The organism is Ornithinibacillus xuwenensis (genome assembly GCF_039614845.1).
Lineage (GTDB): Bacteria > Bacillota > Bacilli > Bacillales > Amphibacillaceae > Ornithinibacillus > Ornithinibacillus xuwenensis.
This window is the reverse complement of sequence record NZ_JBDIML010000003.1, coordinates 395,478-420,956: the sequence shown is the minus strand read 5'-3', so window position 1 is coordinate 420,956 and position 25,479 is coordinate 395,478. Positions and strand designations below refer to the sequence as shown.

Below are 25,479 nucleotides of genomic sequence, written 5' to 3'. Positions count from 1 at the left end.
AAAATGATGAAATGGCTTAAATCTTTAGGTCTTGTAACACTTTTATTGGTAGTTTTAGCAGCATGTTCAACGGAAGCACCTGGATCAGATGATTCAGATGATACTAGTGAAGGTTCTGGTGATAGTGATGTGAAAATCGGTCTATCGGTTTCTACACTAAATAACCCATTTTTTGTAACATTACGTGATGGGGCTGAAGCGGCTGCTAAGGAAGCTGGTTATGAAATTGTTGTTTCCGATGCACAAGATGACCCTTCAACACAGTTAAGTGATATTGAAGATTTATTACAACAAGATATTGATGTATTGCTTGTAAATCCAGTAGATTCTGATGCAATTGTTAGTGCTGTTGAGTTAGCAAATGATGCAGGAGTTCCAGTAATTACAGTTGACAGAAGTGCTGCTGGTGGAGAAATTGTAACGCATATCGCTTCTGACAACGTTGCAGGTGGAGAAATGGCTGGAGAATTCATTGCAGAAAAATTAGGAAATGAAGGAAATATAGTAGAACTAGAAGGTATACCTGGGGCTTCTGCAACACGTGAACGTGGAGAAGGATTCCACAATATTGTAGATGCGATTGATGGCATTGAAGTGGTTGCAAACCAAACAGCTAATTTTGACCGAAGTGAAGGCCTAACTGTAATGGAAAATATTATCCAAAGTACAGACGGCATTAATGCAGTATTCGCTCATAACGATGAAATGGCATTAGGTGCACTTGAAGCCCTTGATGCACAAGGATTATTAGAAGACGTAATTGTAGTAGGATTTGATGCAACTGATGATGCAGTTGCTGCTGTAGACGAAGGTAGATTAGATGCTACTATTGCACAGCAACCCGCTCTAATTGGAGAATATGCTGTTGATGCTGCGGGTAAAGTGGTAAGCGGCGAAACAGTAGAAGAATTTATTCCTGTTGAACTAGAATTAGTATCACAATAATAACAACAGGTCAGCCTGAAGTGGTTGACCTGTTGTTTTATTTTTAATTCCAAACTTCCTTTGCTATATCAACTATAAATTTTAATTTTGCCCACTGTTCTTCCTCAGATAATTTATTTCCGTGATGTGTAGAGGAAAAACCACATTGAGGACTTAAGCATAATTGTTCGAGTGGAACAAATTCAGTAGCTGCATGAATTCGTTGTTTAATGTATGCTTTCTCCTCCAATTCGCCAAATTTGGAAGTTACTAAACCTAGTACGACTCTTGCTCCATCTGAAGGAATATAATCTAACGGTTTGAAGGTACCCGAACGCTCATCATCGTATTCTAAGAAAAATCCATTAACCTTTTCTTTAGCAAATAACGTAGGAGCGATAAATGCATAACTACCTTCAAATGCCCATCTAGATTCGTAGTTTCCGCGGCATAAATGTGTCGTAACATATAAATCCTCGGGTTTATCTTCCAGTACGCCATTTACCACCCGCAGAGCTAAGTCTATCAATTCTTCTCTTGTCAGCTCTTGCTCATATGCTATTAAATTTTCCGTGTTTAAGCCTGCAATATACACATCATCAAATTGTAAATACCTTACACCAGCATCATAGAATGCTCGTAAAGCATCACGATAGGCATGAATAATATCATCAGCATATTCATCTATATTAGGGTATACAGCGATATTTCGAATTCCTCGGTGAAAAAGCTGATTAGGACTAGGTATGGTTTGTTTTGCAACTGCTCTCCCACCAACAATTTCATTGAATTCAATAAAATCTCTTATAAAAGGGTGATCTGGATTAAACGAGATTTTTCCAATGTTGCGTACATCATATGGTTCGGTTTCTATCCCTTCAAATAGAATACCTCTTTCAGGTACAAAACCCTCAAATCCATTAAGATTCTCCAAAAAGTCTAAGTGCCACCAAGAACGTCGGAATTCACCATCGGTTACAAGCTCTAGCCCAACTTCAATTTGCTTATCAACAATGCGTTTGATTTCCGTAGTCTCTACATCCCGGAGTTCACTTGCAGAAATAGTTCCATTGTTAAATTTTTTTCTTGCTTTTAGTAAATTATTTGGTCTTAATAAGCTTCCAACGTGGTCTGCTCGAAAGGGTACTTTATTCTTTATTTTGCTCATCATTATTCCTTCTTTCTATATATTATGGTAGTAATGCAAATGAACGTACTGGGAAGCCAGACGCTTTTTCAACTTTTGGTACGATATTAAAGATGACTGCACCATTTGCAGGTAATTTATCTAAATTTGTTAGTAATTCTACTTGATATGTATCTTGTTCTAGTACATAATACTCTCCTAATAGTGCACCATTCTTTCGGTAGTCAACAGCTGAGTCAGTATCAAACGTTTCATGGCCAATAGCTTTAATTTGTCTTTCTTCAAATAAAAATTGTAAGGCATCTATGCCCCATCCAGGTGCATGCGGATTTCCATTAGAATCTTTATTATTGAATAAATCATGATTGGGCCATCGTTTGCTCCAGTCAGTTCGAAGCGCAACAAACGTATCAGGTTCAATTTTTCCATTTTCAGCTTCAAACTGAAGGATATCATCTACTGATAACGTAAAGTCATTATTTAAAGCAGCTTCTTTGGACTTATCGATCACTATTAATGGTAATACAAGTTCCTTTAGCTCTAATTCTTCCAAATAACGTTTGTTCTGAACAAAGTGAATTGGGGCATCCAAATGGGTTCCATATTGTCCAGGAATAGTAAAACTTTGTGCAAAAAAGCCATCCTCATGTGTAAATAGAGTTTTGAATTCTGCTGATTCAAATGCTGAAAAATGTGGAGAAGTTGGCCCAAACGTATGGGTTAAGTCAATCCACTTCTTTTCTTTTAGAACGTTGATAGCTGTTCGTAACTCGTTTACCGTTTGCAAGTTATTCTTAGTCATACAATCACCTCATTTTATTTTTGAACAACTAAAAAACCTCTTCTTAAAAATAAGAAGAGGTTAACATACAAATCTCGCTATCTCTTCTTATCTTCAAGCATTACGCTTCTGGAATTGGCACAGTACTCTTAAGAGTCCGCTGCCGAGGCTTCAAAGGGCCAGTCCCTCCACCTCTCTGGATAAGAATTATCGGTAATTTAATTGTTAGTATATAATCTACACTCGTGATATTACGATGTCAAGAAGAAATTTCCAAGAAAATGAAAATTATGATGAATATGACATAATATACTGTTATGATTATCTTAGCAGAAAATTGATGAACAAAGGTGGGAATAGGATGGCTCCGTTAAACGCGGATGAAAGACGTGAGATATTCAGAGAAGAACTACATAAGCTGGTGAAGGCAAATTACGTAACTTTAAATTTGGCAGCACGAATCATCAATGCGCATGCGAAGTATTATACGACAATACCGAAAGTGGAACAACAAAGACCAGCAGTACAACAAAAAACACCAATTGAACAGCAACAACCAATTAATCAACAAAAATCTCAAGAGCCACAATTGAATCAATCGATAAAGGAGAACAAGTCACAAGTTAGACAGCAGTTGGATCCTGTAAGCCAAGAGCAAGAGACATCGAGTGGTTTAGCGCCACGACCGGTTATGGCTCCCAAGCAGAAGGATCCATTGACAGCTCAACAGGTTCGAGAACGGAATATTACGTGGGCACTTAACTTAGGTGTTATTCTACTTTTGTTAGGAGGTCTCGTACTCGCTACTAGTACCTGGGAAACACTTGGGAATTGGACTAAGACAGGCTTAATCTCACTTGTTTCGGTGCTGTTTTTTGGATTGGCATGGTTAACGAATCGAGTACTACATATTAAGAAAACAGCGCTTGCTTTCTTAATCCTAGGAAGTTTATTTCTCCCAATCGTGATTGTATCAGCAGGGTATTTTGAATTATTTGGTACATATTTATCCTTCTCTGGCGAAGGGAAATACTTATTTGGTGCAATCGGAACACTTGTTGTGTTACCAATATATATATTCTTTGCTTTTAGACTAGCATCACGACTATTTGTTTGGTTTTCATATGTGTTTATTAGTGTATTTATCGGATTACTAATAGCAGCACTATATCTCCCAGTTGACGGGTTCTATCTCGGAATTATGCTTTACAATGGATTATTAATTCTTGGATATCGTGGTGTCAGAGAAAATCCAAATCTGAAGGTGTTTACAAAGGAATTTATCCCATTTATTCAAGCAAACTTAATTCTTTCTACATTGCTCATGCTAGTTTTCTATGATCATGAACTAATGTATAGCGCGAATCTATTATTAACAGCTATTATTTATTTTTCGATGATTTACGTTACCAATCACAAGTCCTATCATTTTGTATTTACAGCAATGCTTGTGTATGGTGCCTATCAGCTAATTGAAAATTCCATGCTTGCTGGTGTTGAGGAAATAGCATATGCATTTCTTGGAATAATTTTCATTTTAATTCCAAGGATGATTAAGGATACAAAATCACTTCAAACTGTATTTCATGTAACAAGTGCAATCGTATCGTCACTAGCATTCTTATATATTAGTTTTGAGGGAATTATATTACGAATAAATGATCCGTCTATCGTTTTAGTTATCGCGTATATCATCATTGCCCTTAATTTTACGTACTTGGTGAAGTCTGTAACTAATACATTATTTACGTACTTAAGCCCCATTTTCTTTATTAGTGCGTTATATGAGTTAGCGATGCTTGGGAAGGATTGGATTGGATATGAAACGGTTACGTTACCATTCTTTGTTTTGGCATTTAGTTTCTATATCCTAGTAGGATGTTTGGTAGGAGGCTCATTCTTAGGTGCAATCAAACAGAGCTCTAGAGATATTAGTGGGATTGCGATGCTTCTAAGTCTATTAATTGGCTTGTCTCAAACGAATGCAATTGAACAGAGTATAATGCTATTGCTAGTAAGTATTCTCAGTATCGTAACACATCGATACGAGCCGCGAGCAGCATTCAAATTATTTACAACCTGGATACATGCAGTAGCATTAGCGTTAGCGATTACAGCGTTATATAGTGAATTAGTGGTGACAATGGACTCATTATTTGTGATGTCTCCATTTAATCAAGAAGGAGTCATCCTTGGAAGCATCGTTGTACTAATTATTAGCTATGTTTGGAAGGCTTTACGACAAACAAAATTTGCTAATCACAGCTTCTTTATAGCTCAAATGTTCTATGGTCTAGGGATTCTTATAAGCCTTGCAATGGAAACCGATTCTATCGTAAAGGTCTTCATTTCTCTAGGTGGAATTGGAATGGCATATCTACTGTATAAGAGGACTGATTGGTCAGCTATTCCGTATGTTATTAGTGGATTATCACTATTATTCTATCTAAATATACTAGTGGCTATGCATACAGAACTAGCGAATATTCCAGCTGCATTTGAATGGTTTGAATTTATTATAGGAGCAATTTTATTATTAGGAACGGGAATTATTATTGGGAAAAAAGACGAACAATTGATGAAGGCATATCAATGGGTAGGTCAAATCTATCTTCCACACGCTCTCATGATTAGTTTGTTAATCAACGGAGAGGATGCTATTTGGTCCTTTATTATTGCAACAATCGTGTATGCTTTATCGGTGAAATACGTTAAATCAGATTGGACAATTATTACGTTCTTATATGCAGGATTTACAACATTTTGGGTAATTTTATTATTATTATTTATCAAGCTTGATTTATATGATGAAATTCCTTATACATTCTTGATTTCAAGTATTGCGATGGCGATTGGTTGGATTATTTCGGATGAAGGCTGGAGAAAGCGGATCGCTTATTATCTAATTCCTTTTTCAAATATTGGTATTTTAAGCTTTTTAACAATCTATCCATATGAATTGGAAATGTTTATTCCGACCTTAATTTACGCAATTTTTGTTCTGTACCTATTCCATCGATTAGCTTGGGATTCTTTTTCAATTTTTACTCTATTAATGATTTTTGCAGCAGTTATAAGCTATAGTGATCAGTTTGATGAGCATTTCCAACTTGTAGCGTATGCGTTCTTTGGAATTCTATTAACTTTGTTAGGAATGGTCCTCTATCAATCAATGTATTTGTTTGCGAAAAACATATTAAGAATTGATTGGTATAGTATTCTAGCATTTATTGTATTTGTTAGTTTGTATGAATTTAGTAGTTTCAATAGTTTGTATAAAGTGCTCCCAGGTATTTTAATTGTATTATTCTTGTTCCTTCAACGAAATAGACTAACTGGCCTTTCACCAAGGTGGGTCACTTTTGGAGCATTTACGTATCTGCTACAGCCTTATTATGCGCTGCTTGGAGATGTTAATCTTCCAGATCTATTTGAACGTGAATTTTATGTGCTTCCGTGGATTATCGTTGTGATTGTTTTAAGAAGTTTTGTATGGAAAGAAAACAAACAGGCAACCAATTCTATCCAATGGGCAGTATTAGTGATTGTATCCTTATTACTTGTCCAGGACGGCTTAGCTAGCAATACAATTTATGATGCGCTCATCGTTGGTGTGCTCTCCTTAGCGTCACTAGTTGCTGGGATGATTTATCAAATAAAATCCTTCTTCTTTGTTGGCACTGGGGTATTATTATTCAACGTATTTATGCAGACCAGACCATACTGGGGCAAATTGCCGTGGTGGGTATACTTATTAATAGCAGGTTCTATCTTGATTACAATTGCTAGCTATAATGAATGGCAAAAGCAACGTTCCTCAGAAGGAAGAGAAACACTGGTATCAAAGTTTAAGAAAAATGTAATTGAACGGATAAAGAAATGGGATTAGTCGAAGTATAAGGTCGTGAGACGATGAAGGTATTGGAGAATATCCAATACCTTCTCTTTTTATGATTTGACGTGAAAAGCCTTTCATAAGGTAGAATGGGGTCAGAATTACAAAAAGGTATAAGAGGAGCAGAACCCATATGACAGAACAAAGCGTTATTTTCTTTGATATTGACGGCACTTTATTAGATCATGATAAACAATTACCAAAGTCAACAAAAGAATCAATTTTTCAATTGAAAAGCCAAGGACATGTTGTTGCGATTGCGACCGGACGTGGTCCATTCATGTTTAAAGAACTCCGAGAAGAATTAGATATTGATACATTTGTGAGTTTTAATGGGCAATATGTAGTGGTTAAGGGAAAAGTTGCGGATGTCAATTCACTTCATGTTCCTTCTTTAGAAAGGCTTACGAATGATGCCTTGCAAAAAAATCATCCCGTTGTCTTCATGGATCATGCTGTGATGAAGGCAAATGTACCAAGTCATCCATTTATTGAAGAAAGTATTGCAACGTTAAAGGTCGGCTTACCGACTCATGATCCACTTTACTTTCAACATAATGATATTTATCAAACCCTATTATTCTGTGAAGAAGGGGAAGAAAAACAATATGAAGAAGCATTTCCTGCGTTTGATTTTGTACGTTGGCATCGATTAGGAGTTGATGTACTTCCTAAGGGTGGTTCGAAAGCAAAGGGCATTGAAAAGGTCATGGAAAAGCTACAATTTCCAAAAAGTCGTCAATATGCATTTGGAGATGGTCTTAATGATATTGAAATGCTCCAAACAATAACGAATAGTGTTGCAATGGGGAATGCAGAAGAAACCGTTAAATCCTATGCAAAACATGTTACGAAGCCAGTTGATCAAGATGGCATTTATCATGGATTGAAGATGGTTGGATTGCTCTAATTATTAGCAAGTAACGGGATTATATTATGAAAGTGTGGAATGGCAAGGTTCAGATATGTGAAAACTTGTTTTCTTAATTCAACTTGCTATAAGATTCAACCTTGCGTTATTCCATATCTACCTGTAGTAATATAGACGATATGTCTAACTATAATTTGCTTGTGAAATTAACAGAATTTAATTCTTCATGTTATGATAGATATAAAGATCTATAAAGGAATGTACGATTATGAACTTTGTTTCCATTGATTTTGAAACAGCCAATGAAAAACGAAATAGTCCATGTGCGGTAGGGATTGTACTTGCAAATGAAACGGAGATTGTAGATGAGTACTATACACTTATCAATCCAGAGACAAATTTTAACCCATTTAATATCCGAGTTCATGGAATTACAGAAAGCGATGTGCTTGGCGCACAAACTTTTTCTGAGATTTGGCCGACATTGGACAGTTATCTCTCAGGGAATGTTGTGGTTGCCCACAATGCTAGTTTTGATATGAGTGTTATTCGGCAAACCTTAGATTATCAAGGACTTGCGTATCCAGAAATGGATTATTTGTGCACGGCAAATATTGCAAAGCGAGTATGGCCAAATATTGAAAATCACAAGCTAAATACACTTGCCAGATATCATGGAATTCAATTTGAGCATCACCACGCTCTAGAGGATGCACGTGTAGCGGCAAAAGTAATGCAAAAAGCTGTTGAAGCATATGAGACAGATTCTCTTGATATATTTATGGAGCGGTGTCAAATTACAAAGGGGAGAATATTTGAGAGAGGCTATTATCCTCCTAAAGTGAAACGTTCAAAAAAACATACAACCCTATCCTTATCAAAAGGAGAGATGTTCTAGCATCTCTCTTTTTTTATACCGAAATACTTGAATTTAAACCTATTAAGAGTTCGACCTAGTAAATAATTAGATATCCATTTCCAAATAGTGTATCCTTTTACTGTGAATATAATTGGTAAAAACAGGAGGATTTTGCATGAATAAAAAACGCTGGTTTGCTTTATTAGCAGCTATCGTATTATTTGTTGTTTCGATAGGGTTTCAACTCGTCACTAGCATTGCTAGTACTAATTTTGAACAGTTATTTGCTTTTCCAGAAAGCAAATTTGAAGAGGAAGTTATCGAGAAAGGTACAGATGGAAAACTTGTTGTGCTTCACTTAGATGGTGTCATCCAAGATACAACTCCAAGTACATTACTTAATACGACATCCTATAATCATCGACAGTTCTTGGAAATGTTGGAGGAAGCAGGTAAAGATCCAACAGTTGATGGAATTGTCCTACGCATTAATACGCCAGGAGGAGGCGTGGTTGAAAGTGCAGAAGTCCACGATAAAATAGTTGAAATACAAAATGAGCATGAAAAGCCTGTTTATGTTTCCATGGGAAATACAGCAGCCTCTGGTGGTTACTATATTTCGGCTCCTGCCGATAAAATTGTCGCGCATCCTGCAACATTAACAGGTTCGATTGGTGTTATTATGCAAGGTTATGATCTTTCTGGTCTAACAGATAAGCTAGGTATTGAATTTAATACGATTAAGAGTGGTGAATTTAAGGACATCATGTCAACTTACCGTGAAATGACCGATGAGGAACGTGAGCTTCTCCAAACGATGATAGATGATATGTATGCTGATTTCGTACAGGTGATTGTAGAGGGCAGAGGCATGTCAGAGCAGCAGGTGCGAGAGCTTGGTGATGGACGTGTTTATACAGGTGGACAAGCGAAGGAAAATGGTCTCGTTGATGAGCTTGGCTCACTAGAAGATACGATTACCATGATGAAAAAAGACTTGGATTTGGAAAATGCACAGGTTGTTAACTATAACAATCCAATGGGGATTGAGCAATTCCTAGGGATGTCAGTTCAGAGCTTAGTTGGACAAGATGAAGAATTATCAAATATACTTTCTATCCTACGTGAATCAAATGCGCCACGTGCGATGTATTTGTATTCGAATTAAAGGAGGATCAATCATGAACGAGAAAAGTGTAGAACAATCGATTGAGACTGTGGTTTCGAATAAAAGATACGCTGGTTTTTGGATGCGATTTTGGGCGTATTTTATTGATTTATTGGTCATTTTTAGTATCAATGGTATTTTGCTTTCTCCTTTTAAATTTATGAATGAGGGAATTGCGATAACAGTAGGTTTCTGGACGATAACTGGGATCGTTGGCTCTGTCGTCTTTTATACGTATTTCTTATTAATGACCAAGTTCTTTGGGCAAACATTAGGAAAAATGATTTTAGGAATAAAAGTAGTACGGGAGGATGATCAGCCACTTAAGTGGAGTGATCTTATTTTCAGGGAGTTTATAGGTAGGTTCATTTACCGCGTATTTTCAATCCTACTGGTACTTTATATTATCGTTGGGTTTACAGATGAAAAGCAAGGTTTACATGACATGATTGGAAGTACTAGAGTGGTATTTGACTAATAGTGAATTGAGGACACGGTTTACCATTTGAGTTGGTACCGTGTCTTTATCTATTTATATGGGTCGAAAATAAGCGATTTACGTTAGGTTTTGACAAAGTACATGTTACATATTGCTTCTATAAATTATCTGAATTAAAATAATAGATAGAATTTTAAAACGCTAAAGTCATCAAATTATTTGGAGGAGTTGTTGTTACATGAACACAGATTCAAATGTAGTTGATGAACTATCAAATGTACTGGAGCGTGCACGTAGAAATACATTAGGGGATTTACTTGCAAGAACAAGTGAACGAATGCCTGAGAAGTTTGCATTAGCTTATCGAGATAAGCGATTAAATTACGAAGAATTAAATCATGTGGTGAATCAAACAGCACATGCATTTGTGAAAGATGGCATGAAAAAGGGTGATATGATAACCGTGATGTCTAAGAATAGCTTAGATTTTGTCATCGTTAATTTTGCCTTAGCACGTATTGGCGCTGTGATGATCCCTGTTAATTACATGCTAACAAAGGATGATGTAGCATTTATTCTGAACCATGCTGGTGTTAAGGGGTTCATAGCATCAGAAGAGTATGCACCTTTATTAGACACAGCTGCTATAAATCGTGATATCATGTTTCGTTATTTAATGGATATTGATGACGCTGAAACTCTTGATGGAAGGCTTGAAGAATGGGTGCCATTACGTGATACACGTGAGAATCAACCGACATCCTTGGTTGATTTAGATTTATCGGATGATGATTTGGCGCATGTGCTCTACACAAGTGGAACTGAATCAAGACCAAAAGGAGTTATGCTAACACATAAGAATATCATTAGTGAATATATGAGCTGTATTGTGGATGGTAGCATGAATGAAGAGGATGTGTTAATTCATGCTCTTCCAATGTATCATAGTGCTCAGCTACACTGTTTTTTAGGGCCAAGTATCTATTTAGGGTCAAGTGGAATCATTCTTGATGGTGCTAGTCCTGAAATAATTTTACAGACTATTGAGAAAGAGTGTGCCACACAGTTATTTTGTCCACCAACAGTATGGATCGCATTATTACGTCATCCAGAATTTGAATCAAGAAACCTCTCAACGTTGGAGAAGTGTTATTACGGGGCGGCAATTATGCCAAGAGAAGTATTAAAGGAGCTATCGGAAAGATTGCCAAACGCAAGGTTTTGGAATTTTTACGGACAGACAGAGGTATCTCCACTAGCAACAGCATTACAACCAAAGGATCAATTACGCAAGCTTGGTTCCGCGGGGAAGCCAACCTTGAATATGCAGACTCGAATTGTAGATGATTGTAATATAGAAGTTCCACGTGGTGAGGTCGGAGAGATTGTTCATCGAACGCCTCATGCGATGAAAGGATATTTAAATGATCCGGAAAAAACTGCTGAAGCATTTAAAGGCGGTTGGTTCCATAGTGGAGACCTTGGGATAATGGATGAGGATGGCTATATTACTATTATAGATCGAAAAAAGGATATGATTAATACTGGTGGTGTAAATGTGTCAAGCCGAGAAGTAGAAGAGACAATCTACCAGTTAAATGGTGTGTCAGAGGTTGCCGTTATTGGTATCCCCGATGAATACTGGATAGAGGCAGTGACAGCCATTATTGTTCCAAAAGAAGGTGTGAACCTTACTGAAGACGCTGTTATGGAATTTTGCAAGGAGAGTTTGTCAACGTTTAAAGTTCCAAAATATGTTGCATTTACAGATACATTACCTAAGAATCCTAGTGGCAAGGTATTAAAACGAGAGTTGCGCCATGAATATGAAGGATTAAGTGAAGCGTAAGTATAAGATAAAGACATAAGCATATATTAGCTTATGTCTTTTTTATTGGAAATTTGGATAAAAGAATGATGTCTTGAAATACTAATAGTGGAGGTGTTAACGTTGGCAGAAAAAAGTGACAATTGGAGCAAGAAACGTGTTACATCTAGTGTGAATCCTCAAGGGCTAACAGAAGAAACTGCAGATCACCGTCCAAAAACGCAGTTAGAGGATCGAGCAAAGAAAAAGAATACCAAGATATAAAAGCAGGTGAGCACAATCGACCATACATTAAAGTACTTACAGGAATCATTATCAAATTACACAGATAATGCGTTAAGCGAATCTATTTATCAAAAGCTAAGAAATAATTCGTATGAAAATGAAGAGGAATTTGTTGAGGATTTAAATGATAAGGAAATGCAATATTTAGATCAAATTCTTGAAAGAGAAATTAACTATGCTGAGAATGTACAAGATGATGTTCGTGTTGCCCAACTACGTGAAGTGTATGAGATTATATTCTAGCACTAGTAGGATAAGCCTATTTTCCATAATTGGATGACATTGACATTGATATTTGTGATTAGAGATAGTATGATATGTATACAAGCTACGATGTACGTATTTAATTAAGTTTTAACCTCTAATTGGATAATAGGGAGTTTTACATTGGAACTCAAATGTCGGGCCGCCATGGATGAGCGGAAGACAGGAAGGTTTCTGCAAACACCCACTTTGGTGAAGTGGTGGTTTAAAACTTTTTATTACAAATACGGCATATGTGGCTGTTAACTAATGAATGATACCGACCAGTTTCCTGATGGAGACTGGTCATTTTTTTTGAATAAGCTGACGATTAATCATTCATACCATACCAAAAGGGTATAAGTGATTCTTTCAAGTATGTATTTGAAATTAGTATTTTATTTTATCTTTCTTTAGCTCTATGATGGAATTAACATGAGGATAGAGGTGATAGGATGTCTTTTCATTACGAAAAAATTGACCACGTTCAATTGGCTGCTCCTAAAGGCGGAGAAGATAGGGCTCGTGCATTTTATCAAGGTTTATTGGGCTTTGAGGAATTAGAGAAACCGGAGAATCTAAGAAAACGTGGCGGCGTATGGTTTCAGTCTGGTAGTTTCCAACTTCACATTGGAATTGATGAACCATTTTATCCAGCAAAAAAAGCACATCCAGCTATTCGTGTAACGAATTTAGAAGGCTTGAAAGATCGTCTTGATAACCATCACGTTAGCTATACTGTCGATGGGGATTTGCCTGGCGCAGACCGATTTTATATGACGGATCCATTTGGTAACCGATTAGAATTTTTAGAATGGTTATAAAGACAATAGGGATATCTTACTATTATCGTGAGATATCCCTATTTATGGTAAAATGATGAGAAAAAATGCAAGTTTTTTTAGCAATCAGGGGGAAATCAATTGAAAAAGAAACTGATGATTATTTTTGGAAGTTTGGTAGGAATAGTTGTAATTGGTCTACTAGTAGCAGGGAATTACTTTTATGCTGAAGGAATAAAACGTGGTACGGATATTGAATTGCATAGTGAGCCTGAAGAAGTCAATGCTGAAGCAAGCGAAACAGCACTATCCATTATTGCGGAAGCAGAGGAATGGTATGCTAACCAAGAGCCAGAGGTATTAGAAATCCAATCCTATGATGATTTAACCTTAAAGGCGGGATTCTTAGAGAATGACTCCAATTCTGGTAAAGTTGTGATATTGGCTCATGGCTATCGTGGGCAACGCGATCAAATGGATGACTTGGTTAAGTTTTATGATGACCAAGGGTTTGATGTGTTAATGCCTGATGCTAGGGGGCACGGTGAGAGTGAGGGGGACTATGTTGGATATGGTTGGCATGATCGCCTTGACTATTTAAAGTGGATTGATTTATTAATTCGTAAGTATGATGCAACAGATATCTTTTTACATGGTAATTCAATGGGCGCTGGGCTTGTATTAATGACAAGTGGAGAAGACCTTCCAGAAGAAGTGAAAGGGATAATTGCAGATAGTGGCTATACATCTGTTAAGGAAGAGCTGGAGCACCAATTAAAGTATTTATATCATCTTCCGGCTTTTCCAATTCTTGATATCACAAGTGGGATAACAAAGGTTCGAGCAGGTTATTTCTTTGGTGAGGCTTCTGCTATCGAACAGGTTAAGAAGAATACAAAGCCACTATTTATTATTCATGGAGATGCAGATGAGTTGGTTCCAACAGAAATGGCATACGAATTATATGAAGCAGCTGGGGGTGACAAGGAGCTTTGGATTGTTCCAAATGCTGGCCATACAAAAGCATATACCGTAGCGACAGAGGAATTTCAACAACGATTGCAGGTCTTTATTGACCAAGCATTAGAATGAATAATGCTAGTAGAGTTCGCATGGTTGGATGAAAAGAATATTTTTTGCGAAGAAGGACAGGCTGCGGTAGGAACAGTTGAAAAAGCCTTCTATGGAAATGAAGTTCAGAATGAGATTGACTCATCCGATAAACATACTAATTAGGACAGAAGTAGTTGTTATTATTTTGAAACGATACAGAGAAAGCATGTGTAGAAATGGTAACTTCACATGCTTTTTACTTGTCTTATAGCAAGATTTACTGTTTAGTATTTGTTCTTTTATTTTAAAAAATATTCCATGACTAATTCATCTTCAATCTTTTCTGCTGTCATGTTAAATCCAACTTTCTCATAAAAAGCGATAGCGGATTGGTTCTCAGGTACTACCGATAATCGTATGCGCTCACAATCTTTGTGCTTTGAAATCATGGCAATTAGTTCTTTCATTGCTTTTTTTCCGTATCCCATACCTTGGAATTGTTCACCAACCATAAAACGAGGAATCCAGTGCTTGTCTTCTGGTTCATTCTCAGGAATATATTCAACAGCAGCAACACCAACAACTGTATCTTCATGGTAAATGGCATATGGTGTGAAGGTTTCATCGACGTATGCCCATGCAATGGTTGCAACATTGCGTGCAACAAAGTTTTTTTGATCTTCAGCTACTTCTAAGCGGGCACAATCACGTATATTTTCTTTTGTAATCGATTTAATTTCTATATTCATTTCAAGTTTTCTCCTATTCTACTAAATATGTAACTTGATTCCAGGTAGCTTTCCAATTTTTTTGTTTCAATCGTCTAGAATAGATTCTCATTCTGTCTGAGGATTCTAAGAAATAAGGTGTTGGTCTTACGATAACATTTAATACATCCTCTACACCGTGAGGAGCTGTTAAATGCAATGAACCATCATTAGCAAATGTCAGACCGAGAGCTGTTGCTGTTTCAGGGAATTTCGAAATGGCATCTTGCGTACTTGTATAAGGGGAAATTCCGTTGATAAGATGCATTCTTGCTTCATTTTTAACTGACCATGGAACGGATGGAAGAATTTGCTTTAGTTTCTGCTCGTAACCCTTCTCATTCGCTTTGTCTGTATTGGTTTTATCGAAATAAACAACGTCAACATCATCAATGCGAGTCGGTTCACGAAAATTATGTATAATGTCCCATATTTTGGAACGTACAAACCCAGCACAAATCCACCAGTCTTTTAGATTCAAGGTTTGGGCGGCTTCAAGTATCTCCATCATGCGAGGGTCGTTACGGAAGGCTAACAGAATATCATCTTGACCTCGTAAATCCATTTCTTCTCTCTCCTAATTTAAGAAACTAATCCTATCATACAATAATTATGCAAAATTTAGCGGCTTTTTTAAATGAATTTTTATTCGTATGACAAGAAATGATTATGTCTTCAAGATAATACTATAGGTGACAGAATTATTGTTTGGGGGGGGTCATGATGTGCGATTATCAATTATTGGATAAATTTGAAATTTTCCTAGCTCACGCACAACACGTGAAATGGGGAGACCGACGACATTATAATAATCTCCTATAATTTTCTTGACTAGCGTAGCGCCGAAGCTTTGTATTCCATATGCGCCAGCTTTGTCAAAGGAGTCATTTGTGGCTAAATAAGCTTCTATTTCCTGGTGTGTTAATGGCCAAAACTCTACTAAAGTCTTTTCAACGAAGGAAGCTTCTTGTTGTTCTGAAAGGATTGTAACCCCTGTATACACCTCATGAACAGCCCCACTTAAGTTAGCGAGCATCGCATACGCTTCTTCTTTATCCTTAGGTTTTCCATAAATATTTCCCATGAGAGCTACAACCGTATCTGCTGCTAAAATTACCTCATCTTGCTTTGAGATAACTGTGCTTCTTGCTTTTAACATTGCGATTTGCTCAGCTTTTTCCTCAGGATCAGGTGATTGAATTAATCCTTCATCAACGTCTTGCTTTCTTGCAGTAAAAGGGATATTAACCTGTTGCAATAGCTCAGCTCTTCTTGGTGAGGATGAAGCTAAAATTAACGTTCTCTTCATGAAAGTACCTCCAGTACGTGAATCCTCGTATTATTATTAGGTAACAGTATACTGATAAAATTACAGGCCTTGCAAGAAATATATCTATACATGGCGGCGAGTATTTGGTATTTTTGAATAGGTATATGTAATTGTTTTAGAAAAGGGGGATTAGTATGGAAACACAAGTGACAAACGGGAAAGCAATTGCTTCATTAGTATTAGGAATCCTTTCTTTTATACCTTATATTGGAATTATTCTTGGTATTATTGGTCTTGTATTAGCGAACAAAGGTATAAAGGAGGTTGCTGTATATGGTCAAGGTGGTTTAGGACTTGGCATTGCTGGCAGAGTAACAAGCATTATTGGAATTGTTCTTGGAGGAATTCTTTGGTTATTTATCATTCTCGGAATAGCAATTATAGCATCCAATCCATATTATTTTTAGATAAATAGTATTCCGTTTCGTTTGAACGCTCCCATGAAATTGTTGGGAGTTTTTTTTATGCATTCAAAGAAGCTTGTTAATTAGCAAGCTTCCTTGAATGGTAATGAGTGAGGATGAAGCTACTAGCTATCAATGTATCAATGTGTATTGATATTGGAATTATTCTTATGGATGCTTTTATAAGGTTTAATAGTTATATGGATGTTTTCTTTTTCTAACTTAGGGAAGCTTACACTTTTGCTGAGCTTTTTCCACTCGTGATGCTTGAATCGATACATAAATTCTTCAAATTGATAGATGTCACTGTCTAACTCAAGACCTTTTATGTATGAATTGTATGCTTCGGTTTTGAGCTTCTCTTCTAATTTACGCTTAATTTCTCTCATATCTAGCTGATAACTAGATTCACGAATGATAGCGGAAATTGTAATATCTAGCTGAAGTTTAATGGAGTTATCCTTAGTTTTTACAATATGTTTCTTTAAATTTGGTTTCTTTAAGTCAACCTGAACATGCTTCTCGTCCTGCTCATCATCGGATACAACCACAGATGTTCGAATAGAATCATCGTTTACGTAAATAAACCCTTTCAAGTCATCAGTTGTCAAGAAACCCTTTAATTGATTCTGCTTCAATAAATAGGAACCATTTATTATTGTGACCGGAGTTTTTTCAAGGTCTTTATTAATAATTTCCTTATTGATTGAAACGGAAGGAAGCATAACCGTAGTCGCTTTTTCATTCAACTGATAGACAAGCTCCTGTAATGTAACTGATGGAATAGTAGATGCCTCCCCTTGTAGATAATCTGGTTGTACGATTCGAGAATTTGTATAAGGGTAATTAAATGGTACGCTGGCTGTAAAGATATCTTCTATAGATTCTCCCGTACCGTATGCCATACCAGTTAATCGAATACTAAAGTTCGTATCCAAGGAAAGAATTGTTTTTTTTAATCCTTTCTCAAGGAGTGACTGTCCAAAGATAAATAAGCTGATTTGATCAAAATTAATTGGGATTTGGATTCCACGATAAATTTTAAATATTGCTTCCTCTACTGTTTTGCCTTCTCCAGTTCCTAACCAAACCTGTCCAGGTTTATCACTTTTCCCCTCAGTTTTGGCTACATTTGAAAAGTCTAGAAATTGTAGCGTTACCTGATAGTTATCATCTGTGTAGTCTATTCCCATTCCCACTGCATATGCTTGGTTTTCTATTTCTTTCGTATCCGCACAACCAGTACAAATGAACAAAATAAAAAATATCATGAATAATCTTGTTTTCATCTAATCACCTGTTCTCGTTTTATCTTTAGGTAATAAGGATGATGCACGTTTTCTGAAAAAAGCGAGTGGTAAACGGAAGAAAGTAAATAAAATATCCAGACCATTTTGTGAAAGGATGTTTGAAAGAAGCGGTACACCGAAAGATTTTAGTTTTGATATATATAAGAATATAAATACAAGACTAATAAAGAATCCATATATTCCCATGAAATAGCTAAGTAGTAATACCAGAACTCTAATATAGAATAGGTTACCAGCCAGTGATTGATTTACTAAAGTGAAACTTGAAATCGCTGTGATACCTATAACGACAAGTGTTGTTGGAGAGGTAATCCCGCCTCTTATCGCGGCATCACCAATAATTAATCCTCCAATTACCGCAACAGTTTGACCAATACCTTTTGGTAGACGTGCGCCACCCTCTTTGAATAATTCCAGCATAATCAGCATGAGTAATATTTCTAATAATGGAGAAAAAGGTAAACCAATTCTGGAAGCTGTTAGCGTTGCAATTAGTGGAAGTGGTAATTGTCCAACATTATGTGTAATCAGTGCAATATAAAATCCTGGAAGAAATACCGTAATAAATAATCCAATAATCCGAAGCGATCGTTCTAACGAAGCAAAGTAAAAGCTTGTGTTATCATCTTCAGGTGTTTTATATAGCAAGGAAAGATCTGTAGGAGCAATTAATACGGTTGGTGCTCCGTCAACTACAATGGCAAATCGACCCTGATTTAAACATTGCACAACAAAGTCAGCTCTACCTGAATAGTTCATTAACGGAACAAGCGTAAATTTTTGATTAATCAATACTTCAATTAACATGGAAGAACTAGTTAAGATATCAATATCTATGCTTGATAGTCTGTTCTGAATATCAGATAAGATATCCTTATTCAAAATATCTTTGATGTAGAGAAGCGAAACCTTTGTTTGTGTTCGTTTCCCTATTGTATAATCCTCTGTCACAAAAGAGCTTGTTCGTAATCTTTTACGAATTAAGCCAATATTTGTTGTGATATCCTCTACAAATCCATCCTTAGGACCACGAATAGACACTTCTGCTACAGATTCATCTGGTTGCCTGTTAGGAGATTTGCTGATGTTATAGAATTTTATTGTTTCACTTGAAGATATAAGCATTAATTTTCCTGAAAAAATCGCATCCTCTATGTATTTTGAAGTCAGCTCGTTCTTATGGATAGTATCTAATTGTATCGATTGATAAATAGATCGATCATCTTCTTTGTAATCTGATGTTGTTAAGTCTTGAGCAAGACTAGTATCTGTTAGTGGCTTACAATAAACATATAACGTTGTGGATTGTTTATTTTTTAACTCTTTTATTTCAATATCTGTGGAATGGTTAAACAATTTTTGGAGACTTGTTTTTGTAAAAGGTTCTGGTTTCATGAAGTTGAATCATCTCCTAGGATTTTTCGCTGATTTATCCATAGATAAATCATTAAAAAAGTAATATGAGTCACCAAAAAAAAGAATGTAATGGGTCGAATATACTCGTACAAATAGTAGTAAAATTGATTTTGGTTGACAGGATATATACAAAAAGCGAGTAAGATAAGATAAATAAACCTAATTACCCGCTTATTTTGCTTCGCTTTTGAAAAAATAAGACTAGCAATTAATATAAATAAACTAATTCTGATTACACCGCCTGAGAGCCATTGAAATATAGCAAAGAAATCGGCATGGGAAAAATATTTACCTACTGTTATTAATCGCCACTGTTCATATGCTGGATAACGATAGATAGAGGCTTGTTGCGGACCAAATTCTACAATGGCACCAATAGTAGGTCCTAACATTAGAAAAATGATAAACAAGCCCAACATACTTAATTGCTTTTTGTTTATTACTTTTTTTAAGGATGGTGTCAAGAACAGTAAGACAAATAGCTCCAGAATAGGTAGGGATGTAAATAACAATCCCTGGATTGCTGGTAGGTATCCATCTGAAAATGCCGGAAACAACAAGTCATAGTTTTTTTTCTGTATGTTCGCAAACGAGATGAAAAACCCTAATAAAATAACAAGTGGACAAAGGATACTACTTAGTATTCCAATAGAAATAAACCCTGATTCCGAACAGATTAAACAAACTATTAACAAAACTAATGCCAGTGTAATATTATCGAAGCCTTGCATGTAGCTTAACTGTGACCACAGAATAATATCCTTAGAGGTAACAATTGCATTTAAAATCATGTATATTGCTAGCGGCAATAGTAGCAAATAGTATATAAACTTCTTATTCTGGTCATGGAGTACTGTAATAATGGATCTTTTTTTTATAATGGATATAATTTTGTTAAATATGTACAGCCATAATGGTAGAATTATAAATACTAATAAAACACTTATCCATGCATCTCTCTTGACGATATTTAGAAGTCCGGGAATTATTTCTACATGGGCAAACAGCCCTACTGATAAAAGCATCATGTATATAACTGAAATAAATCGCAATGTATTATTCATGTAAAGAACCCTTTTTAGTCTTAGTATTGTATTCTTTTACCAAAATTATCCTGTAAAATAGAGAATGAAAAATATATAAAGAGGGATATAGATGACGAGAGTTTTATTTTTTGCTTACCCAATGTTTGCCGATTTTGAAATCGCACATACACTATTCTTTTTAAGAAAAATTGGTAAAGCAACTATTACAACTGCAACAATAGATGGGAATCCTGTAGAAAGTCTTGGAGGAATTGTGACTCAAGCCAATGTGGATATTGCTGAGGTAATTCCAGAGAACTATGATTTAATCTTAATATCTGGTGGAGATGGCATTTCAGAGGTGTTGAATAACAGGGAAATTCACAGCGTTCTCGAACAATTTAATAGCTTAGGAAAACCAATAACAGCCATATGTGCTTCAGCAGCCTTACTTGGTAAAAGCGGATTACTGAAAGGCAATTCATTTACCTGTAATCCGAATAATTATGATGTATATCAGGAAGTTTTTACAGGAGCATCATATACAGGCAAAAGAATAGAGATTGCAGGAAATATCGTAACTGCAAAAGGTACAGCGTTTCCAGAATTTACGCAGGCAGTTCTTGATCAATTGCGTTTATGGGAGAGTGTAGAGCAACGTGATTGGGCGTACAAGTTCTGTAGGGGTGACATATAAAGAGGAGGAGTGATTATGTCGGAAAGGATTGTCGGACTACCACCAATTATAACCAAGCAGTCAACGGTATTAATTCTAGGTTCTATGCCGAGTGTCCTCTCATTAGATCAACAAGAATATTATGGGAATCCACGAAATCATTTTTGGAGAATTATCTATGGCGTGTTTCAGAAAGATGAGGATGAGGAATATATTTCTAAAATAGCTTTCATAAGGGAGCATTCCATTGCACTATGGGACACCATTGGTACGTGTTACCGTGAAGGGAGCCTGGATTCTGCTATACGAGATGAAGAACCGAATGATATACCAGGTCTTATAAAGAAGTATCCGAATTTGCGTTTAATCGCTTGTAATGGAACTAAGGCTTATAACACCCTTAGAAAGTATTTTTCGCCTGAGGATTTAGGGGAGGTAACTGTCGTCAAACTACCTTCTTCTAGTCCAATACCGGGACGATTTAATAAGACATTACCGGAAAAAATAGAAGACTGGAATATGATTTTGAAATATCTCGAAGAAAAATGATGCAATTTTCAAAAAAGTATTGTATGTGGCACATCCAATTATGTATAATAAACTTTGGGAGTGTCGTCAGCCTATTGAAGCAAGCGAGCCGTAAGCTGCAACTTACGACTCGGACAGTTACGTAGGCTTCGGCGACTTCCTTTCTTGGTGAAAAAGGTAATTATCCTGGTTCCTTAATCAGATACAGGGTGATTACTTTTTTTCACGGGAGTTCACAACTAACAATATGAGCGTTGAGAACATTAACATTAACTCGATCGTCTTGTCAATTGGAATCACAAGCTTCAACCCCTTTCCTGGGGAAAATTTTTTGAAGCCGCCGAGTAACTCCAATTCTTTAAGTCGATTCTAAAGCCTACCTTCTGTCTTCCTAATTATACTACAGATGAGGGGGTCAAGTATCGTGATTATTGTGAAATGGTAAAATATTCATAGAATTTAGTTTCTTGCTGCAAAATACCTATCAAATGCAATTTTTCTAGATTTTTGTCAAGCTAAGGACTAATGAACCAGCATATTGTAACAAGCGATTTTTTTAGTTAATATGAATATGCATCTGATCATCATCCTTATATTTTCGGTAAAAGGTAACCATAGACTCTAATGTGTCCTTTAAGTCTGGACAGTTAATGCCAGTTCCTGATAAATCACGTACTGCCTGACTACAATCATAGGATGAATGAATTGTAAAATAATCCATCGCCTCAGCCTCGACTTTTAACCATTTTCGTATCGCTTTTAACCCGAGTGCAGCTTTTGTAACCGATATTGGAATGCTCCCTTTAGGGGCCTTTCCTAGATATAGCTGTGCGAGCATTTTTTGAATCTCCCGCATTTTATATGGTTTGGGATCAGTTAGATGATAGGTTTTACCTTCTCCTATTGGATGAATTGCTAAATAACTAGTTGCATTCAATACATAATCAGAAGGCACAAAGTTTCCTTCTGGTGTCCCCTTCCCTAGATATGGAATGACGGGTGAGTATCGTAAACGATCGAATACATTGAGCATGAAATATAACCCATCAAATTTGATTGTTTGTCCTGTTTTTGAATTTCCTTTCACGACACCTGGACGAATAATCGTTGTAGGTATTTCATTCACTCTTTCCTTAACTAAATACTCAGCTAGATATTTGGTATGTTCGTAGTGATTCCGAAATTCTTGTCCTTCGACTAGTTCGTTTTCAAATATTTTTCCTTCACGTTTACCGGATACATATGCCGTGCTAAAGTAAATATATCGTTTCAGATTTTCAATGTTCCGCAACCACTTGTTCACGTTATCTGTTCCATTTACATTTACATTGTAGGCTACTGCCTTTGGAACAGCTAAATCATAGACTGCGGCGAGATGAAATAGATGTGTTATCTTCTTCGTTAAAGTTGGGCTTATAGTCGAGTCCAGCATAAGATTCTCTTTTGTAATATCGCCTCTAACGATTGTGAAATTTTCTCTGATTAATTCATCGTTTTCTATTATATGCCGTAATGATTCGCTAGCTATTGATTGTTGACTAGGTAATACAAGTAAATAGATATGTTCAACATTATTATAATGATCTCTGATGAGTTGTTTCACTAAGCTTGTCGCAAGAAATCCTGGAAAACCGGTAATAAAATATGTATGCTTCAAGCATATCCCCCCTATACATTTCAATTAATTATTCGTTAGAGAGCAAGATAATTCCTTTGTTAATTGCGAAAAATTTATGAAAATTTCATAATACGTTATGATAAAATAATATCTATTAAGCCATTCAAATTTTTTTGGATAGGAAAGTAGGTTTATCATGTTTTATTTTTGGCTCCGTTTTGGCATGTTTATCATACTATGGACCTATATGATCGTGAACTATAGTAATAATTTTGGTATAAGTATTCTATGTTTTGCCATTGCTATGGTATTTTTCTTTTTCCTATCTTTACGACAAGTACCAACATTTATATACATATTTCTATCGCTCACCATCGTTTTCCATGGTGTATACTTTGTTGAAGAAAATTGGTTTACCATTATTCTTTTATTATTTTCATCCATTATTTCTTCCTTACGTTTACATAGTAATTGGCTGAAAGTATATGTTTTGTTCAATTTATTGTTATCTATATTCATTAGCATGTTGCAAAACAATCATGTTATTGAATTAACAATAATGGCGGTATTCTTTTACTTTCTTATCATGGCAATGCATCAAAATTATGCTTCTTTTAAAGAACAGCAAAGTCTTTATGACCAATTACGGGGAGAGTACCGGAAATTAAAACGGATAAATCTTCTTGCTGAACAAGATGCACGTTTGGAAGAACGGAATCGAATTGCTCGAGATATTCATGATTCTGTTGGTCACCGGTTAACTGCATTAATTATGAAGTTAGAGATGCTAGCAATTCAAACAAAGAATGATGGGTACCGAGAATTAAAGGAAATGGCAGAGGAAAGTCTTGGAGAAACAAGGCAGGCAGTGAAAGCTTTGCAAGCGGAAGAGAGCGAAGGGATAGCTACTGTTGTTAATCTAATTCGAAAACTTGAAGCGGAAAGTCATATTGTTGTCCAGTTTACGATGAAACAGGGAGTGCTTTCGGTTCCATTATCCAATCAAAATAGTGTTGTTTTATACCGAGTTATCCAGGAAGCTTTGACCAATGCAATGCGCCATGCATACTCTAGAGAAGTCCATGTTGTACTAAGTAAATCTGCAATCGGTGATGTTGCCTTTGAAATTTCAAATGCTATTTATGATAGGAAGTCCTTTAAGTTTGGGTTCGGCTTATCCAATATGAAAAAAAGGCTTGAGGAAATAAGTGGTAGACTGGAAGTTTATCAAACAGAGAAAAAGTTCTTCGTTACTGGAATTGTTCCAGCACAATAGGGGGAAGCAATATGTGGAATGTTTTGTTGGTAGAGGATCAAGCAATTGTAAGGCAAGGATTAAAAGTAATTTTAGAACAAGACGAAAATATTCAGGTATCACACGAAGCAGCGGACGGACTACAAGCAATAGAAATTCTAGAAAAGCATTCAGTCGATTTTGTCATGATGGATGTTCGAATGCCTAATATGAATGGTATTGAAGCAACAAGTGTGATAAAAAAGCGTTGGCCAGCTATCAAAATTCTTATTCTTACCACGTTTAATGATGATCAATATGCGCTAGAAGCATTAAAAGAAGGAGCAAATGGGTTCTTACTGAAGACAGCAAATTCTACTAAACTCATTGAAGCAGTTCATAGCTGTATGCATGGAGGGATGACTCTCCATGAAGAAGTAGCGGCGAAAGTGATGCCTAAATTATTACATACCTCACCAAAAGACAAAGAGCCCGTCGCTGTAGCACTATCACCACGCGAGCTAGCTATAACGAAGCTAGTCGGAGAAGGTAAAACCAACAAAGAAATTGCTGACGAGCTGTTTTTATCCATTGGCACAGTAAAAAATCATATCACACAAGTCCTGCAAAAAACGGGGCTCCGCGACCGCACGCAATTAGCAATATATGCTGTGAAACATGATATATCTGATTAGGGATTATCCTGCTTTAAGCAGGATATTTTTATGGTGGATTTCTTTTTAATGGGGGGATCCGCTTAAGTGATGGATTGTTCGGATAATATGTCCAACCGACGAATTCCTCAGCTGAACAACGGAAAATGCAGAGAAACGCCAGAATAATTGGGTTAGCCGCCGGAATAGTGAGAGGGAGCGCCGAATAACAGACTGAGCCGC

The 25,479-nt window shown here is 36.3% G+C and carries 26 protein-coding genes, 1 other RNA gene and 1 riboswitch; of the genes, 18 read left to right on the top strand and 9 right to left on the bottom strand.

Annotated elements, in window-relative coordinates; genetic code table 11:
• The first annotated feature begins 3 nt into the window (after positions 1 to 3).
• On the top strand, positions 4 to 945 hold the full coding sequence (gene rbsB / locus ABC228_RS11535) for a ribose ABC transporter substrate-binding protein RbsB (RefSeq protein ID WP_345825288.1): 942 nt from the start codon (positions 4 to 6) through the stop codon (positions 943 to 945).
• A gap of 43 nt (positions 946 to 988) precedes the next feature.
• Here the strand turns inward: rbsB and ABC228_RS11530 are convergent, their stop codons facing one another.
• Together ABC228_RS11530 and ABC228_RS11525 are read right to left on the bottom strand one after the other, a co-directional pair.
• Positions 989 to 2,092: a 5-methyltetrahydropteroyltriglutamate--homocysteine S-methyltransferase gene (locus ABC228_RS11530; protein WP_345825523.1), complete on the bottom strand. Its 1,104-nt coding sequence runs from the start codon at positions 2,090 to 2,092 to the stop codon at positions 989 to 991.
• A 22-nt stretch (positions 2,093 to 2,114) separates the two neighbouring features.
• Entirely contained in the window at positions 2,115 to 2,873 is a 759-nt protein-coding gene (locus ABC228_RS11525) for a cyclase family protein (protein ID WP_345825287.1), read from the bottom strand.
• Between the two features lie 84 nt (positions 2,874 to 2,957).
• A riboswitch (SAM riboswitch) is annotated at positions 2,958 to 3,059 on the bottom strand.
• Positions 3,060 to 3,213: 154 nt separating this feature from the next.
• Between ABC228_RS11525 and ABC228_RS11520 the strand changes: the two genes are divergently transcribed.
• From ABC228_RS11520 to ABC228_RS11465, 12 genes are all read left to right on the top strand, one after another.
• Positions 3,214 to 6,741, top strand: coding sequence for a hypothetical protein (locus tag ABC228_RS11520; protein ID WP_345825286.1), 3,528 nt, complete (start codon positions 3,214 to 3,216; stop codon positions 6,739 to 6,741).
• 139 nt (positions 6,742 to 6,880) lie between these two features.
• Positions 6,881 to 7,657, top strand: coding sequence for a Cof-type HAD-IIB family hydrolase (locus tag ABC228_RS11515; RefSeq protein ID WP_345825285.1), 777 nt, complete (start codon positions 6,881 to 6,883; stop codon positions 7,655 to 7,657).
• A 229-nt stretch (positions 7,658 to 7,886) separates the two neighbouring features.
• Positions 7,887 to 8,516 carry a 3'-5' exonuclease gene (locus ABC228_RS11510; RefSeq protein ID WP_345825284.1) on the top strand — a complete coding sequence of 210 codons (630 nt, stop codon included), beginning with the start codon at positions 7,887 to 7,889 and terminating at the stop codon, positions 8,514 to 8,516.
• 136 nt (positions 8,517 to 8,652) lie between these two features.
• Positions 8,653 to 9,645: a signal peptide peptidase SppA gene (gene sppA, locus ABC228_RS11505; RefSeq protein ID WP_345825283.1), complete on the top strand. Its 993-nt coding sequence runs from the start codon at positions 8,653 to 8,655 to the stop codon at positions 9,643 to 9,645.
• 13 nt (positions 9,646 to 9,658) lie between these two features.
• Complete coding sequence (locus tag ABC228_RS11500; protein ID WP_345825282.1) at positions 9,659 to 10,123, top strand: RDD family protein; 465 nt, start codon at positions 9,659 to 9,661, stop codon at positions 10,121 to 10,123.
• Between the two features lie 199 nt (positions 10,124 to 10,322).
• On the top strand, positions 10,323 to 11,933 hold the full coding sequence (locus ABC228_RS11495; protein ID WP_345825281.1) for a fatty acyl-CoA synthetase: 1,611 nt from the start codon (positions 10,323 to 10,325) through the stop codon (positions 11,931 to 11,933).
• A 102-nt stretch (positions 11,934 to 12,035) separates the two neighbouring features.
• Complete coding sequence (gene sspL / locus ABC228_RS11490) at positions 12,036 to 12,176, top strand: small, acid-soluble spore protein L (RefSeq protein WP_345825280.1); 141 nt, start codon at positions 12,036 to 12,038, stop codon at positions 12,174 to 12,176.
• A 15-nt stretch (positions 12,177 to 12,191) separates the two neighbouring features.
• Positions 12,192 to 12,440: a sporulation protein gene (locus ABC228_RS11485; RefSeq protein ID WP_345825522.1), complete on the top strand. Its 249-nt coding sequence runs from the start codon at positions 12,192 to 12,194 to the stop codon at positions 12,438 to 12,440.
• Between the two features lie 79 nt (positions 12,441 to 12,519).
• Positions 12,520 to 12,707: non-coding RNA, 6S RNA (gene ssrS, locus ABC228_RS11480), on the top strand.
• A gap of 188 nt (positions 12,708 to 12,895) precedes the next feature.
• On the top strand, positions 12,896 to 13,264 hold the full coding sequence (locus ABC228_RS11475) for a VOC family protein (protein ID WP_345825279.1): 369 nt from the start codon (positions 12,896 to 12,898) through the stop codon (positions 13,262 to 13,264).
• 99 nt (positions 13,265 to 13,363) lie between these two features.
• A complete protein-coding gene (locus ABC228_RS11470) occupies positions 13,364 to 14,314 on the top strand; it encodes an alpha/beta hydrolase (protein ID WP_345825278.1) in 951 nt (316 codons plus the stop codon).
• Positions 14,315 to 14,317: 3 nt separating this feature from the next.
• Complete coding sequence (locus ABC228_RS11465) at positions 14,318 to 14,458, top strand: hypothetical protein (RefSeq protein WP_345825277.1); 141 nt, start codon at positions 14,318 to 14,320, stop codon at positions 14,456 to 14,458.
• A 116-nt stretch (positions 14,459 to 14,574) separates the two neighbouring features.
• Here the strand turns inward: ABC228_RS11465 and ABC228_RS11460 are convergent, their stop codons facing one another.
• The 3 genes from ABC228_RS11460 to ABC228_RS11450 form a co-directional block, all read right to left on the bottom strand.
• Entirely contained in the window at positions 14,575 to 15,024 is a 450-nt protein-coding gene (locus ABC228_RS11460) for a GNAT family N-acetyltransferase (protein ID WP_345825276.1), read from the bottom strand.
• A 13-nt stretch (positions 15,025 to 15,037) separates the two neighbouring features.
• Positions 15,038 to 15,607 carry a nucleotidyltransferase family protein gene (locus tag ABC228_RS11455; protein ID WP_345825275.1) on the bottom strand — a complete coding sequence of 190 codons (570 nt, stop codon included), beginning with the start codon at positions 15,605 to 15,607 and terminating at the stop codon, positions 15,038 to 15,040.
• Positions 15,608 to 15,760: 153 nt separating this feature from the next.
• Positions 15,761 to 16,351: a Maf family protein gene (locus ABC228_RS11450; protein ID WP_345825274.1), complete on the bottom strand. Its 591-nt coding sequence runs from the start codon at positions 16,349 to 16,351 to the stop codon at positions 15,761 to 15,763.
• 155 nt (positions 16,352 to 16,506) lie between these two features.
• Here ABC228_RS11450 and ABC228_RS11445 point away from each other — a divergent pair, with 155 nt between their 5' ends.
• Complete coding sequence (locus ABC228_RS11445) at positions 16,507 to 16,779, top strand: DUF4190 domain-containing protein (protein ID WP_345825273.1); 273 nt, start codon at positions 16,507 to 16,509, stop codon at positions 16,777 to 16,779.
• A gap of 137 nt (positions 16,780 to 16,916) precedes the next feature.
• Here the strand turns inward: ABC228_RS11445 and ABC228_RS11440 are convergent, their stop codons facing one another.
• From ABC228_RS11440 to ABC228_RS11430, 3 genes are read right to left on the bottom strand one after another with little or no spacing between them, the layout of a single operon-like run.
• On the bottom strand, positions 16,917 to 18,065 hold the full coding sequence (locus ABC228_RS11440) for a Ger(x)C family spore germination protein (protein ID WP_345825272.1): 1,149 nt from the start codon (positions 18,063 to 18,065) through the stop codon (positions 16,917 to 16,919).
• A complete protein-coding gene (locus ABC228_RS11435) occupies positions 18,066 to 19,481 on the bottom strand; it encodes a spore germination protein (RefSeq protein WP_345825271.1) in 1,416 nt (471 codons plus the stop codon).
• On the bottom strand, positions 19,478 to 20,566 hold the full coding sequence (locus tag ABC228_RS11430) for a GerAB/ArcD/ProY family transporter (RefSeq protein WP_345825270.1): 1,089 nt from the start codon (positions 20,564 to 20,566) through the stop codon (positions 19,478 to 19,480). The genes ABC228_RS11435 and ABC228_RS11430 overlap by 4 nt, the downstream gene beginning before the upstream one ends.
• Before the next feature lie 91 nt (positions 20,567 to 20,657).
• Here ABC228_RS11430 and ABC228_RS11425 point away from each other — a divergent pair, with 91 nt between their 5' ends.
• Positions 20,658 to 21,224, top strand: a complete 567-nt coding sequence (locus ABC228_RS11425; RefSeq protein ID WP_345825269.1) for a DJ-1/PfpI family protein — start codon at positions 20,658 to 20,660, stop codon at positions 21,222 to 21,224.
• Between the two features lie 15 nt (positions 21,225 to 21,239).
• Positions 21,240 to 21,752 (top strand): DNA-deoxyinosine glycosylase, encoded by a 513-nt coding sequence (locus ABC228_RS11420; protein ID WP_345825268.1) that lies wholly within the window; start codon positions 21,240 to 21,242, stop codon positions 21,750 to 21,752.
• A gap of 535 nt (positions 21,753 to 22,287) precedes the next feature.
• Here ABC228_RS11420 and ABC228_RS11415 read toward each other — a convergent pair.
• Positions 22,288 to 23,388, bottom strand: coding sequence for an SDR family oxidoreductase (locus ABC228_RS11415; protein WP_345825267.1), 1,101 nt, complete (start codon positions 23,386 to 23,388; stop codon positions 22,288 to 22,290).
• A gap of 157 nt (positions 23,389 to 23,545) precedes the next feature.
• Here ABC228_RS11415 and ABC228_RS11410 point away from each other — a divergent pair, with 157 nt between their 5' ends.
• Together ABC228_RS11410 and ABC228_RS11405 are read left to right on the top strand one after the other, a co-directional pair.
• Positions 23,546 to 24,625 carry a sensor histidine kinase gene (locus tag ABC228_RS11410; protein WP_345825266.1) on the top strand — a complete coding sequence of 360 codons (1,080 nt, stop codon included), beginning with the start codon at positions 23,546 to 23,548 and terminating at the stop codon, positions 24,623 to 24,625.
• Positions 24,626 to 24,636: 11 nt separating this feature from the next.
• Positions 24,637 to 25,278, top strand: a complete 642-nt coding sequence (locus ABC228_RS11405) for a response regulator transcription factor (RefSeq protein WP_345825265.1) — start codon at positions 24,637 to 24,639, stop codon at positions 25,276 to 25,278.
• Positions 25,279 to 25,479: the final 201 nt, after the last annotated feature.